Annotated in this window: 11 protein-coding genes; 5 read left to right on the top strand and 6 right to left on the bottom strand. The window is 43.8% G+C overall.

Annotated features, from left to right (window positions below; genetic code table 11):
- Nucleotides 1-62: 62 nt before the first annotated feature.
- A complete protein-coding gene (locus A0256_12815) occupies nt 63-1,202 on the bottom strand; it encodes an efflux transporter periplasmic adaptor subunit (GenBank protein ID AMR32241.1) in 1,140 nt (379 codons plus the stop codon).
- A 330-nt stretch (nt 1,203-1,532) separates the two neighbouring features.
- Nucleotides 1,533-2,135, bottom strand: coding sequence for a TetR family transcriptional regulator (locus A0256_12810; GenBank protein ID AMR32240.1), 603 nt, complete (start codon nt 2,133-2,135; stop codon nt 1,533-1,535).
- A gap of 368 nt (nt 2,136-2,503) precedes the next feature.
- Here A0256_12810 and A0256_12805 point away from each other — a divergent pair, with 368 nt between their 5' ends.
- Complete coding sequence (locus tag A0256_12805) at nt 2,504-3,559, top strand: glycosidase (GenBank protein AMR32239.1); 1,056 nt, start codon at nt 2,504-2,506, stop codon at nt 3,557-3,559.
- Nucleotides 3,560-3,788: 229 nt separating this feature from the next.
- Nucleotides 3,789-4,025, top strand: a complete 237-nt coding sequence (locus tag A0256_12800) for a hypothetical protein (protein AMR32238.1) — start codon at nt 3,789-3,791, stop codon at nt 4,023-4,025.
- Nucleotides 4,026-4,226: 201 nt separating this feature from the next.
- Here A0256_12800 and A0256_12795 read toward each other — a convergent pair whose 3' ends face one another.
- Nucleotides 4,227-5,063: a short-chain dehydrogenase/reductase gene (locus A0256_12795; protein AMR32237.1), complete on the bottom strand. Its 837-nt coding sequence runs from the start codon at nt 5,061-5,063 to the stop codon at nt 4,227-4,229.
- Between the two features lie 216 nt (nt 5,064-5,279).
- Between A0256_12795 and A0256_12790 the strand changes: the two genes are divergently transcribed.
- Complete coding sequence (locus A0256_12790; protein ID AMR32236.1) at nt 5,280-5,831, top strand: rubrerythrin family protein; 552 nt, start codon at nt 5,280-5,282, stop codon at nt 5,829-5,831.
- Between the two features lie 15 nt (nt 5,832-5,846).
- Nucleotides 5,847-8,009 carry a catalase HPII gene (gene katE / locus A0256_12785; GenBank protein ID AMR32235.1) on the top strand — a complete coding sequence of 721 codons (2,163 nt, stop codon included), beginning with the start codon at nt 5,847-5,849 and terminating at the stop codon, nt 8,007-8,009.
- A 47-nt stretch (nt 8,010-8,056) separates the two neighbouring features.
- Here the strand turns inward: katE and A0256_12780 are convergent, their stop codons facing one another.
- The 3 genes from A0256_12780 to A0256_12770 all read right to left on the bottom strand — a co-directional run bounded on the left by A0256_12780 (nt 8,057) and on the right by A0256_12770 (nt 12,154).
- The gene (locus tag A0256_12780; protein AMR32234.1) at nt 8,057-8,533 is read right to left on the bottom strand and encodes a hypothetical protein; all 477 of its coding nucleotides are present in this window, start codon (nt 8,531-8,533) and stop codon (nt 8,057-8,059) included.
- A gap of 55 nt (nt 8,534-8,588) precedes the next feature.
- Complete coding sequence (locus A0256_12775) at nt 8,589-10,982, bottom strand: hypothetical protein (protein AMR32233.1); 2,394 nt, start codon at nt 10,980-10,982, stop codon at nt 8,589-8,591.
- Between the two features lie 227 nt (nt 10,983-11,209).
- Nucleotides 11,210-12,154 (bottom strand): DNA mismatch repair protein MutS, encoded by a 945-nt coding sequence (locus A0256_12770; protein ID AMR32232.1) that lies wholly within the window; start codon nt 12,152-12,154, stop codon nt 11,210-11,212.
- Nucleotides 12,155-12,813: 659 nt separating this feature from the next.
- On the opposite strand from A0256_12770, the gene A0256_12765 reads away from it, so the two are divergent.
- Nucleotides 12,814-14,697 (top strand): aminopeptidase, encoded by a 1,884-nt coding sequence (locus A0256_12765; protein ID AMR32231.1) that lies wholly within the window; start codon nt 12,814-12,816, stop codon nt 14,695-14,697.
- The last annotated feature ends 20 nt before the right edge of the window (nt 14,698-14,717 follow it).

Genomic DNA, 14,717 nt, shown 5'->3' with positions numbered 1-14,717 from the left:
ATACCTTTATCTTGACTCCCGGATTCTCTATTATTAAATCTTGGACCTCCTTGGTCTGGTGATTAGTTTTTTAAAGCGGCAACTGCTTTATCGGCAACTGCTTTTTGCGGGGCGATCACGGTGCCTTCCTGCAAGTGATCTATACCACTCAACACGATCTGATCGCCGGCTTTAATGCCATCGGTAACCAGGTAATTGCTGCCGCTTTTACCCACAATAGTGATTGGTAGTTTTTTCACTTTGTTGCTATCCGCTAATGCGAATACAAATACCTTATCCTGCATCTCTATGGTAGCAGATTCAGGAACGATAAGGGCATCGGCATGCTGGAGGCTTAACCTTACTTTACCGGTGTTGCCACTGCGCAACAACCCTTGTGGATTGCTGAAGCTTGCTCTCAACGTTATGGCACCTGTAGTTTTATCAAACTGCCCGTCGATCATATCAATATGGCCCTGTTTGGCATATTCGCTGTTATCAGATAAAAGTAAAGCTACTGCCGGCAGGTTTTTAAGCTTATCGCCAAGGGTAGCACCCGGGTATTGGGCTTTAAAGGCGACAAAGTCTTTTTCGCCCAAGGAGAAATAAACGTGTACATCGTGCACATCAGACAGCTGGGTTAAAGCATCAACATCCTGCGGAGACACCAAGCTGCCCTGTTTCTTCAACAGGCGACCAATGTACCCGCTTACCGGTGCTTTGATCAGGGTATAACCCACGTTGATCTGCGCAGTTGCTACATTAGCTTTAGCGGATTCGATATTCGCTTTGGCAACCTGGAAAGATGATTTGGCAGTTTTTAATTGGTAATCTGATACTACCTTGTTGGCAACCAGTGGCGTTAATTTATCAACTTCCAATTGGGCGTTGCCTCCAGCTGCTTCTGCTGCGTGTAAACTTGCTAGTGCGTTGTTTAACGCAGCGCGGTAAGGCTGTTCGTTTATTTTGAAGATCGGCTGACCGGCAGACACAAATGCTCCTTCGTCAACAAAAACCTTATCTAAGGCGCCAGCTACCTGAGGGCGAACTTCCACGTTAACCGTGCCTTCTATAGAAGCTGGGTATTCCTGGTAAGTGGTTTGTGATCCGGATGTTACACTGGCTACCGGTAATGCAGGCGGTGGCGGTGCCTGTGCCGCCTGCGGCTTTGGCGAACAGCTGAATAAAGCTATCGCTATGATTGCAATTAAGATACTTTTCATAATGATTAATTTTGAGCGTGAGTTTAAAGGATGGAGTGCAGCCCTAAGGCTGTTAATGTATATGGTTTCGTTTGAGTTGATGGTGTGCATGGCATTGAAAAATGTAAGGTTCTTATTGTGATATTGCTACTTAAAGGGAAGCGTTGCTAACGATTTTTTAATAAACCCGGCATTATAACATCATTAAAAAACTTAACAGTGTTAACCATCTGGTTAGAATCTTGGTTGAGTTTTCGTTTCATTTGATAATATTAAAAGTTGATAAAGGAGATGTTTTATATTTTTAACAGTGTTAAATTATCTAACACTGTATCTTATTAATTAAAAAAATTAAGGGGTTATCGATTTAATTATTCCGGTGATGGCATCTCTCAGTACCTGCTTGTTGATTTCATCGGTGTTACCGCGATTAAGCAAATTAATAGAAACCAAACCATGCACTATCGACCAAAATGTATAATACTTAGTACAAATGATCTCTGAATCCATATCGGCAATTTTCATAAGGTCACCAATGGATGCAGAGATAATATCCCATGGCAGTTCGGCTTCCGGTAAATTATTAACCATTTCGCAGGCACAGCTGGTAGTAATACCAAACATTCCCTGGTACAACTCCTTGTTTGCAAAGGCAAAGTTCCAATACTCCAGCCACATCGCCTCCAACTGATCTGCCGGGGATTTATATTTTGCCTTAACCTCATTTAGTTTCCCGGCTAAAAGCAGGTAACCTTTACGGGTAAGTTCCAACAAGATCGCTTCTTTATTGGCAAAGTATTCATAAATGATTGGAGCAGTGTATTCAATCTTATCGGCAATTTTGCGCATGCTTAAGGCAGCCCATCCGTCTTCTTTAACAATATCAAGAGCAGCATCCAGGATGTTGACCCTGGTCTCCTCTTTCAATCGTAATATCCTGTCTTTACTTGCCATATGTTAACCGCTATAAATCATTTAACAGCGTTAAGCAAATGTACAGCGATATATTAACCACCGTATAATTTAAATGTCATGAAGTAAAATAAGTCAACTTGGTTTACTATTTTAAAAATTCAGGTAGAGTCGGAACATTTCCAAGCAATGAATAACAGCCGCGAATTAATATATACAGTTGATTATCAGCATAAAATAAAACTGAAGGCAGTTCATCACAAGATGTAACTGCCTAACCAATATAAAATATCATTTGTAATTTTACCTGCATAGTTCAACGCAATCGGCGATGCCAAAGACCTAAATTAAATTGCTAAGAACCAATCAGATCATTTTCCTGTTACTTTTGAAATTTAATAACAATTCAAATGGCAGATATTGCAAAACGATTTCCGGAAAACCCTTTGCTGTCCCCTTCGCATCTTAAAGCAAGTCTTGATGGGCTGCACATTGCCTGTCTGTTAAACCCAGGTGTGTTTAAATACGAGGGCAAAACCTGGCTGCTGGTGCGCGTAGCCGAACGCCCTCAGCAAAGCGAAGTGGTGGTGTCGTTCCCCATATTAACCGCAACCGGCGAAACGCAGATTATGGAAATTGCCTTGAACGATGCCGACCTGATTGCGACTGACGCCAGGGTTGTGCGTTATAAAGGCGTGGATTACTTAACCACCCTATCGCACCTGCGCCTGCTTTGCAGCGACGATGGTATTAAATTTTATCAGCCCGAAGGCTACCAATATTTGGTGGGCAGAGGCCCTTTGCAAACTTTTGGTATTGAAGATTGCCGCGTTACCCATTTAGAAGATAAATTCTACCTCACTTTTACCGCAGTAAGCGATAGCGGGGTAGGCGTAGGTATGCGAACTACCACCGACTGGAAAACTTTTGAGGATCACGGGTTGATTCTGCCGCCGCATAATAAAGATTGCGCCATATTTGAAGAAAAGATAAACGGGATGTTCTATGCGCTGCACCGCCCAAGCAGTGTGGATATAGGCGGTAATTATATCTGGCTGGCGCAATCACCAGACGGTGAGCATTGGGGAAACCACCAGTGCATTATAAAAACCCGACCAAACAGTTGGGATCGGGCACGCGTTGGCGCTGGCTGCTCCCCTATTAAAACAGAAAAAGGCTGGCTGGAAATATATCATGGTGCAAATTTCGAGCATCAATATTGCCTGGGGGCATTCCTATTGGACCTCAATGATCCGTACAAGGTTATAGCCCGAACCGAAGAACCCATTATGGTACCTAGTGAACCGTATGAGCTGACAGGATTTTTTGGCCATGTAGTTTTTACGAATGGACATATTGTAGAAGATGATGGCGATACGATCACCGTCTACTACGGGGCGGCAGATGAACATGTTTGCGGAGCCCGGTTTTCAATGAAAGAGATTTTCAATGCTCTAGGAGTGTAGCTACACCAACTATCCGCGACAATTAAATTATTTAATAAATAAAAAAGACCAGCGATGTTATTGTCGCTGGTCTTTTTTCTATTTATAAAAAACTTATTACTTACCAGGTCTGGTAGCAGGTGTTGAAACCGGCGATGTTGCTGGTGGAACAGGGCTTGTTGGTGTAGCAGGAACTCCTGGTGTAGCTGGTACAGTAGGATTTCCAGGGTTAGTAGGACTTGTCGGACTAGTGGGATTTGCCGGGTTAGCAGGTACCGCAGGGTTAGTCGGCGTTGTTGGATACGACGGGTTAGTCGGATTAGTCGGCGTATTCGGTACAGTTGGTGTGGTAGGCACCGTTGGCATAGTTGGTGTTGTTGGAGTTGTGGGCGAAGTTGGTATAGTTGGATTGTTCGGCACAATTGGAGTAGTAGGGGTAGTCTTGGTTTTAACCGGTTGTCTTGGTTTTACTACCGGGGTAGTTTGAGCATTTGCAGCAACGGCAGCAAATGTGAATACTATGGCGGATGCTAAAAAGATCTTTTTCATGGTATATTTATTTAATGGTTTATATTGTTAACTATAGAATAAATATCATGCCAAAAAACAATCATCTCACACATTGCCTGTTATTTAAGCTTTTATAGAAAATATAAAGCCGGCTTTTCAGCCGGCTTAAAAGTTTAGTTTATTTTGAAGGAGAATCTGCGCCTAGCGTGGTTTCTTCCCATGCGTCAAAGTCTTTTTTCAGCACTTCCAGTTTGTTACGGCCGCCTTTCAGGGCGCCAGCGCCAAGCAATAAATGCAGCGGCGGGTTCTCCTGCTCAACAGCTTTCACAATGGCTTTTACTGCAAGCACCGGATCGCCGGGTTGTTTGCCGCTGTAGCCGCGGATATTGTCCTTATTGGCACCGGCAGTAGTTTTATAATCTGCTATCACTACTTTGGCATCATTTGCTGATCTGCCGGCCCAGTCGGTACGGAAACCACTCGGGCATACCACAGTTATTTTGATACCTAAGGGTGCAGTTTCTTTTGCCAGTGCATCAGAAAAACCGTCTACCGCAAATTTCGTAGCATTGTAATACCCAACACCAGGAAACCCAACCAGACCGCCAATAGAAGCAATATTTACAATATGGCCGCTGCGCTGCGCTCTCAGGGTTGGCAATACCGCTTTGGTAACATTGGCCAATCCCCAAAAGTTGATCTCGAACATCTGGCGCACCTCATCCTCCTCACTTTCTTCAATCGCACCGAAATATCCAATACCTGCGTTGTTCACCAAGACATCGATCTGTCCAAATCGCTGATTGATCTGCGTAACTGCGCCTGCTATCTCATCTGCATTAGTTACATCTAATTTAACTGCAATCGCTGTATCGGGGTATTTATCTACTATATCTTTAACATCATCTGTATTTCGCGATGCCACCGCAGCCCGGTAACCGGCTGATAATACTTCTTTGGCCAGCTCGCGCCCGAATCCGGTGGAGCAGCCTGTTATAAACCATACTTTACTCATAGTTCCATTTTTATTTAGATAATGCCATAGCAAAAGATTTTGTTTGTCATTACTGTTTCAGAAGCGGATGAAATCCGGCTAAATGAAATCTTGTCTGTTATTTTAATTGTACTTATTGGTAAATAATTTTCTATTTAATTAAACAATTCAATCAAATATCGGTTTTACAACTAATAGTTTTAAATACTATTTCCGCAAAATCAATCAATAATAAACATGAAAAAAGCAACTGACTCTGAACCAAAGTTTTCCACTAAAACGTCTCCTTCGGCGGAACCCGCCTTATTAGAATTGTTTAAAGATGGAATAATGGACATTTACTGGGCAGAAAACCACCTGGTAAAAACACTTCCAAAGATGATAGCAGCAGCTACTTCATCGAAATTAAAAACAACAATAACAGATCACCTGGAGCAAACCAAAGGCCATGTTGAACGCTTGGAGAAAGTATTTTCACTCCTTGGCGAAGAACCCTTAGCCAAAAAGTGCGATGCTATGGAAGGTCTCACTAAAGAAGGCAGTGGTATAGTAGAAAGTACAGAGCAAGGCACAGCAACCCGTGATGTGGGTATTATACTGGCCTCGCAGAAAGTAGAACACTACGAAATTGCAACCTACGGCGGCCTGACTCAGCTAGCTAAAACATTAGGACTGGATGACGTAGCCGAGTTGCTGTACCAAACCCTAACCGAAGAAAAAACAGCAGACGAATTACTTACTGAAGTAGCAGAAAACGATATCAATTACCAGGCATCGGAAGAAGCATAATAAGAATTATAAGAAATGGCAAACAATAAACCAGCAGATAATCCTGCAGCAATCCCCGGTAATGTCAAAGTTGATAAACTGGGCGAATTCCGGGACGACGCAACCGGTCACATGATGACCACCAATACGGGACTAAAGATCAACGACGATCAGAATTCACTGAAAGCGGGTGATCGCGGTCCATCCTTACTGGAAGATTTTATCCTAAGGGAAAAGATTACTCATTTTGATCATGAGCGAATTCCTGAGCGCGTGGTTCATGCCCGGGGTTCAGGTGCTCATGGTGTCTTCAAACTGTACGAAGATCAGTCGGCGGTGACTAAGGCGGGATTTTTAAATGACGTAAGCTTAGAAACACCCGTGTTTGTTCGTTTTTCTACAGTAGCGGGTTCCAAGGGGTCTAGCGACCTGGCAAGAGATGTGCGCGGCTTTGCCGTAAGATTTTACACCCAGGAAGGCAACTTCGATTTGGTGGGTAATAACATGCCGGTATTCTTTATCCAGGATGCAATTAAATTCCCTGATCTGATCCACGCTGTTAAGCCGGAACCGGACAGCGAAATTCCACAGGCAGCTTCTGCACATGATACTTTTTGGGATTTCATTTCTTTGATGCCGGAATCTTCGCACATGGTCATGTGGGCAATGAGTGATCGTGCCTTGCCGCGCAGCTTGCGTATGATGGAAGGATTCGGAGTTCATACCTTCCGTTTTGTAAATGCAGAAGGCGTAGCCAGCTTTGTAAAATTCCATTGGAAACCACTTTTGGGCGTCCATTCGGTAGCATGGAGCGAAGCACAAGCTATATCTGGTAAAGATCCGGATTTTCACCGTCGGGACCTTTGGGAGGCTATTGAAAGCGGCAATTTCCCGGAATGGGAATTAGGCGTACAGATAATTCCCGAAGAGGATGAGTTTAAGTTTGAATTCGATCTGCTGGATTCAACTAAATTGGTTCCAGAAGAATTAGTTCCGGTACAGCGCATTGGTAAAATGACACTGAACCGTAACCCTGATAATTTCTTTGCAGAGACAGAGCAGGTAGCTTTCCATTTAGGGCATGTAGTACCAGGGATAGACTTCACTAACGATCCACTTTTACAAGGTCGGTTGTTTTCCTATACTGATACGCAGTTAACCCGTTTAGGCGGACCAAACTTCCAGGAGATTCCAATTAACCGCCCGGTAGTTCCGGTTTACAATAATCAGCGTGGCGGCCACATGCGCCAGGCAATCAATACCGGCAAGGTGAGCTACAACCCAAATACCCTTGGGGGCAATTCACCAGCGCAGGCAAAAGCTGCGGAAGGTGGATATGTAAGTTATAACGAACGCATCGATGCCCGCAAAATCAGGGCGAGAAGCAAAAGCTTCCTTGATCACTTTAGCCAGGCACGCTTATTCTTCAACAGCCAGTCTGACCCGGAGAAAAACCATATTGTTGACGCTTTAAGTTTCGAACTGGGCAAAGTAAAAACCGTTGCCATCCGCGAGCGGATGCTGGGCATTTTATCATTAATAGATAAAGGCCTCTCTGCAGAAGTGGCTTATGCTTTAGGTTTGCACGTACCAACACCAGAGTCGCCAATTAACCACAGTGTGCCCGCAGATGCAGATCAGTCAGATTATGAATCTGTTCAGTTTGAAAGTTCGCTCAAAAAATCAGATGCATTGAGTATGGCCAACACCATTAAGGACAGTATTAAAACCCGTAAAGTTGCGATACTTGCCGCTGATGGAGTAGATGAAAAAGCATTATCCACTATAAAAAATGCCATTGAAGCAGCAGGCGGCGCGGTTAATGTTATTGCTCCGAAACTCGGCTTTATTATCTCTCAACATGATGAGCAAATCCAGGCGGACGAAAGTTTCCTTGGAGCAGCCTCCGTTTTATTTGATGCGGTATATGTACCGGGCGGCGTTAACAGTGTAGCTGCTATCGAAGCTGAACCGGATGCCATCCACTTTTTAAATGAGGCCTTTAAGCATTGCAAAGCGATCGCTGCGGATGCAGGTGCTATACAAGTACTGGAGGCAACTTATTTCAGCAAAAAGATCGAATCTGACGAGGGTGTTATTATTGGGGAAGACCCAACCCAATTAGCAGATGAGTTTATTGCTGCTATCAAACAGCACCGTTTTTGGGAAAGAGAAAAGCCGAGAAAGATTCCGGCCTAAGATTTATGTAAAAAACAATGCCTCCCAAATCGGGAGGCATTGTTTTTTTATGCTTGTTCTATTATTTTAAATGCTTCTTCATTGCCCTGCTGTGCGGCCAAATCCAAAACCGACAAGCCCCTTGAATCCAGGATGGTTTTGTCAGCACCGCTATCCAGCAACTTTTTCACCATATCGTTACGGCCGAACATGGCCGCAAACATTAGTGCTGTACCGCCGTTGCCATGCTGCTGGTTTAGGTTTGCACCCTTTTCAATCAGCAAGTCGGCAATATCCGGGTAGCCTTTAAAGCAAACGCCCATCAATGCGGTATTACCGCCAAAATCGCCTGCGTTGATATTGGCACCGCCGTCCAGTAATATCCTGGCGGCTTCGTATTGATTGTTGTAGCAGGCAATGATCAAAGGGGTGTAACCCTTTTCATCCTGAAAGTCAAAATTAGTATGTTCGGCAGCTAACTCTTTAAGTACCGGTATTTCACCGATACGGGCTGCATGCATTATTGCTGTTTGTTTCAAATCCATAGTTAATAAACATCACTTAAAGCCAAAAGTTTAGGTAACGGCGGCATGTTACAGCTTATATTTTTTCTACCAATTTTTGGCCTTTATACACAATAGTCTTGTCAAATTTATCAGCAGTGCCAGTATTTGAACCATGCATACCGCTTACCATCACAATGTTAAAAGTGTGCTGTTTCAGCATGCCCTTAAAGCTGCCCTTAGTTTCAGAAATCGTTAGCTGACTGAGTTTATCATTCCATGAAAGACTGAAAGTTGCTTTCGCGCCTCTTTCATAATTGTAATTATCGTTCTCGTCTTCGTAATATTTAAACGCACCATCCGCACCCCGATAGATCCGCAGTTCTATTTTATCCGCAGCCTTTTCGGTAGCATATTCCATTACCGGGCCCATCGGGATAATTGAGCCGGCTTTAACATATAGCGGCATCATATCCATTGGTACATCAACGGTAAGCTTTTGCCCGCCATTGCTTACTTCACCGGTCCAGAAATTGTACCATTTGGTTGAGGCTGGCAAATAAACCTCACGGGTTTTATTTTTAACACTGGCTCCGGCGCCAGTGTATAATTGTGCAGTAACCGGGTTTACCAAAAACGCAGGGCCAAACATGTATTGATCTGGAATGCCGTACACCTTGGGGTCGTTCCGGAAATCAAAGGTAAGCGCACGCATCATTGTATAATTATCTTGATTTACGCGCCCGGCCAGCGAATAAATGTAAGGCAGCAGACGGTAGCGGAGCTTATCGTATTTAAGCAAGGTAGCGCGGGTGTCTTCATCCCAGTTTTTGGAGAAGATGGCCCGCTCCCCTTTCCCGTGGATTCTGAAGATCGGTGAAAATGCACCAAACTGAAACCAGCGGGTAAACAGTTCGCGAAATTCGGGTTTTGACCAATCAGGGGCGGTCCACTTGTAGTGATAACCGCCGATATCTGATGTCCAGTAGGGAACGCCCGAGGCACAAGCATTTATGCCTTGTGGCACCTGGTTTTTAAAGTTAGCAAAGGTACACTCAATATCAGACGACCATAGCGTTGATGCGTTTCTCTGCTCACCTGCAAACGACTGCCTCACCAAAAAAAAGGCCCGTTTACCCGGGATATCCCTGCGCCAGCCTTCGTAAACCCCTTTGGTATGCTGTAATGAGTAGGTATTAAAATAATCGATCCCCTTCCCTATCGAAAAATTTGCTTTGCGGCGTTCGTCCAGCAATGCGCCGTTATCAGGTTCGCACTGATCTATCCACCAGGCATCCCAATCGTAGCGCTTTACCAGGCTATCACGTGCTTGCTGCCAGTACAGTCCGCGCGCCTTAGGATTATGGGCATCATAATAGGTATCAAAAGTATGGGTTACTACGTTATCCCAGGTAATGCTGGTAAGCCCGCCCATCTTGTCGAGCGCATCGTAGTTGGGTGTACCCTTGCCAAAAACCGGCCAAATAGAGATCATGGCGTGCAGGTTGGCTTTGTGCAGGGAATCAATCATTTGCTTAGGGTGCGGGTAACGTTCCGGCTTCATAATGTGCGAACCGATAGGCAAAGGATCCCAGTAATACCAATCCTGTACCAACACATCAACAGGGATATGATTATTGCGGTAATTATCTTTCACCGTCAGGATCTCGGCTTCGCTCAGGTAACGGTCCTGTGATTGGAATAACCCGTAGGCCCATTTGCCAAACATCGGCGCACGGCCGGTAGCAGTGCGGTACAAATTGATGATCTGATCAAAATCCGGACCGTAGAAAAAGTAATAATCTACCTGTTTGCCGCTTTCCGATACATATTTAAATTTGGTGTTACCATCTTCTCCCCCATAAAAGTTAGAGGCCGAATAATTATCCCACATCAAACCATAACCTTTGGTTGACAGCATAACAGGGATTGCACCAGTAAGATACTTAATGGCCATATCCTGGTTGCGGCCCTTATAGTTGATAGAGAGCGAATCCAGCGGGTGGCAACCCATGCCGTATAAGGCTTCGTTGGCAGGTGAGTTGAAAGATGTTGTGCAGTTATAAGTATTGATACCTGCAATGGTAGCTGCCGACATGGATTTATTGCTGCTATCCTCGGCGGTGATCACGTTACCAATTAGATCGTAATAGGAAATGGCATTGGTTAATTTGTCAACCTTGATCTTCAGTTTAGCCGTGGTAATAGTAACCACCGTTTTAGCATCTGCTACCATGTAAGGCACCGCCAGTGGCCATTTATTGTTAACCACCAGCGACTCTTTATTACTGAATGCATCGAGGATAGTGTACCTCACTTCGATAATATCTGCCATGCAGATATTGAGCTGCATTAAGCCCTTATCGAGTTTGAAGGTAACGCTTTTAGGAGATTTTGTGAACGATACAATAGTTGCACTGGCCGTACTTATGAAAGCCGAAAAAGCAATTAGTAATGCGAATTTTTTAAAAACAGATTTTAACCGAAACATAAATTTATGAATGATAATTGAGTTTTTAAAAATAAGGCAATCCACACCGGCGCTCCTGTACTATTTGTACATATTTATAACACATTTGTTAATTAACCGCGCGTTTTTAACCTAAGAGGTGTTGGAGATAGCCGTGCAGCGTAAAATGGCTACTGCAATAATCTTCCAGGCGCTATGATTGTCTACGGCTAATGCATAAACTTCGCGGTTATCAATATCAACAAACCCTACTTCAGCATCACCTTCGTAGCGCCGTAGCCGAATTTCTCTTTCCTTGCATCTAAAAACGTTTGCACCTTATTATTTTTGCTGAGCAATTTGTGCAGTTCGTGTTTTAAAATTCCGTTGCCAGCGCCATGAATAAAGGTAATCTCGGCCATCTGATGAACAATGGCAGCATCCAGCGCATGCTTAAAGTTTGTTAACTGAATGGCCAGGATCTCGCTGCTGGCCAGGAACTGGTAGTCGTCGCGCAATTTTTCTATATGGAGGTCAACTTCCTGCTGCGGTTTGGCAACCACCTGCTTTTCCTCAGCTGGTTTAAAAAAGCTTTCTTTAAGTTTTTGGGCATCGATCACCAATTCAGGTTCATCCAGCTGTATCATCCATCCCTGCTGCTTAATAACAGGGACCAATTTTTTAGCTCCTGAAAAATCTTTCGCTTTAAATTGCTCAGCTATATTGAGCGGGTTGGGCACCGGCTGATTTTGTTTGGTATGATACAAAACCTGGAAGACCAATTTAGGCCATAATTGCAAATCGGCCAGTTTTGCGGAGTATATTTTTGCCGTTGTACCTGGTTCAATAATACCGGCGTACTCGCCTTTATACTGCTTATTCTGTTCGGTACTTACCGATGCCAGCAATTGGTAAGAGGTCTCGTTTAAAAGGTGTAAATGCACAATGGATCCTGCTTTGGCATCGGCAACTACAGCGATATGAATGCCTTTGCTTTTAAATTCTCCGATTGGCAGTGTAACCTCGGCTGTCGATTCTTCATCGCCAACCAACTTGCTGTGCCCGTGTACCGATGTTACTTTGGTAGCCAATACGGGGATCTCGAAATCGTCTTCGCCGGTAACGCCAATCATCTCATCGCTAATGATCCTGGTTACATAACCTTCCATTTTCTCATCAACAAACCTCACAAAATCACCTAATTGATATTTCATAGTCTACTTCTTAATGGCAAAGGTATCAATATACCACAAGCCGGTTAATTAAACTTACATTTAGGTAGCCAAACAGTTTTTAATTTATAAATTATTAAGTGTAACGCATCGCGTTTTGACAATGAACCAACGCAACTGAAAATCTAAGCCAACTACTGACTCATGATCACACGAAATAACTGAACCGGCAATATGGCGACGGAGCTCAGGAAACTAATTATTTTGATTGCCAGGATGACTGGGGAACATATCGCAAACGGATAAGCCTTAATTATATGCATTTGACTTAAAGCCAATTCTGCCAGGAACTATGCCGGCCGTTGATAAGGCATATTAAACTGTAGCGAAAATTAAGAAAGTTATTTATTGGTCTTTGCTACTTTACATTTGGCGTTTTTTGTCCACTGCGTACAAAGCTCATTTTAAAACAATTAAAAGACAAAAGCCGGACAAAAACTGTCCGGCTCTGCACAGTTATTTAATACCCCTACTAAAATAACTTTGAACAAAAGAATACAAATAAATCGCGGTAAGCAAATTTATCTAGTGGTCACATTGTAACAATTCGTTTACCTTAAATGGGGTATAGTATCAGCCGATTAATTCTAAATTTGTCAAAATATCCGATTAACATAAAAATTTAAACTCAAATATAAATCATGCTTAAACCTATTGCATTTTCCCTACTCTGCGGCCTGTTTATTATCCAGGCCCAGGCCCAGCAAAAGCTTTATATGCCACGCGATATTCAGCAGGCATACACAAAAGGCAGCCGTTCTTCTGATGGTAAGCCCGGCAGCAAATACTGGCAAAATTTTGGGCGGTATAATATCAGCGTAATGCTTACGCCGCCGGGCCGAACTGTTAAAGGCACAGAGCAGATCATTTATGTGAACAACAGCCCCGACACTTTAAAGAGGCTGAACATGAAACTGATCCTGAACATCCACCGCCCCGGTGCAGCACGCGATGGCAACACCGGTTTAGACTATTTAACAGAAGGCATACAAATAGACAAGTTTTTGGTAGCCGGCGAAACGAAACAATGGAACAATAAAACAGCAGCGACCACCAACCAGTCGGTTTCACTTACTAAACCCTTAATGCCGCATGATTCTGTACAATTAAATATCGACTGGCATTTTGACTTGAGTAAAGAAAGCGGACGCGAAGGCAGGATTGATACCACATCTTTCTACCTGGCCTACTTCTACCCGCGCGTAGCTGTTTATGATGATTATGCCGGCTGGGACCGCGTTGAATTTGTAGACTCTAAAGAGTTTTACAACGATTTTAACGACTATACCCTCAGCGTAACTGTACCCAAAAACTATATTGTTTGGGCAACAGGCACCTTACAAAACCCAAGTGAGGTTTTGCAGAAAGAGTATGCTAAGCGCCTCCAAAAATCCATGACCAGCGATTCTACTATTCATGTAGCAACGCTTGCCGAGTTAGCAGGTAATAAAGTCACCAGTCAGAACGAAACAAATACTTGGGTCTGGAAATCAGAACACATTACCGATGTGGCTGTGGGTATTAGTGATCATTATATTTGGGATGCAGCAAGTGTAATTGTTGACAAAGCTGCTGGGAGAAGGTCAAGTATGCAGGCTGCCTACCCCGAGGCCGCCTTCGATTTCAAAAAATCGGTTCAGTATGGCCGTAACGCTCTAGGCTGGTTTAGCCATAACTGGCCGGGTGTGCCCTACCCTTTCCCTAAGATGACTGCGTTTAAAGGGTTTGCCGATATGGAATACCCCATGATGGTGAATGATAGCCAGTTTGGCGACCCTACCTTTGCACAATTGGTGCAGGACCACGAGATCGCCCATACCTGGTTCCCTTTTTATATGGGCATTAACGAGTGCAAGTACGCTTTTATGGATGAAGGTTGGGCTACAACTTTTGAGTACCTGATTGGCATAGCTGAGAACGGCCCCGAAAAAGCGGCCGCTTTTTACAAGCAATTTCGGATCGACAGCTGGATAGGTGATAAATCAACTGCCGAAGACCAACCCATCATTACGATGTCGAGCGAGCAAAAAGGTGGTTATGGAAACAACGCGTACGGAAAACCATCATTAAGCTACCTCGCTTTAAAAGATATGTTAGGCGATGACCTGTTTAAAAAATCCCTTCACGGGTACATGGACAGATGGCACGGAAAACATCCTATTCCATGGGATTATTTTAATTCGATGAGCAATGTATCTGGAAAAGATCTAACCTGGTTCTTCAACAACTGGTTCTTCACTAACGGATATAACGATTTGGCGATCATCAACCCGGTTAAAGGTAAAGACGGATATACTATTACCGTTAAGAATGTGGGCGGCTTTGCTATACCGTTTGATGTACTGTTAACTTTTGCTGACGGAACCACTCAAACCATCCACAAAACCCCTGCCGTGTGGGAAACAAATCAAAAGGAGATCTACGTTACTTTCAAGGCCGCTATTGGTAAAAGCCTCAAATCGGTAATCCTGGCAGGCGGCATTTTTGTTGATGCAACCCCTCAGGATAATATTTGGACGCTGTAAGGCTGCTTCCAAATATCATA

The organism is Mucilaginibacter sp. PAMC 26640 (assembly GCA_001596135.1).
GTDB lineage: Bacteria > Bacteroidota > Bacteroidia > Sphingobacteriales > Sphingobacteriaceae > Mucilaginibacter.
Note: the sequence above shows the minus strand (reverse complement) of the source record. Positions and strands in the feature narration are given on the sequence as shown.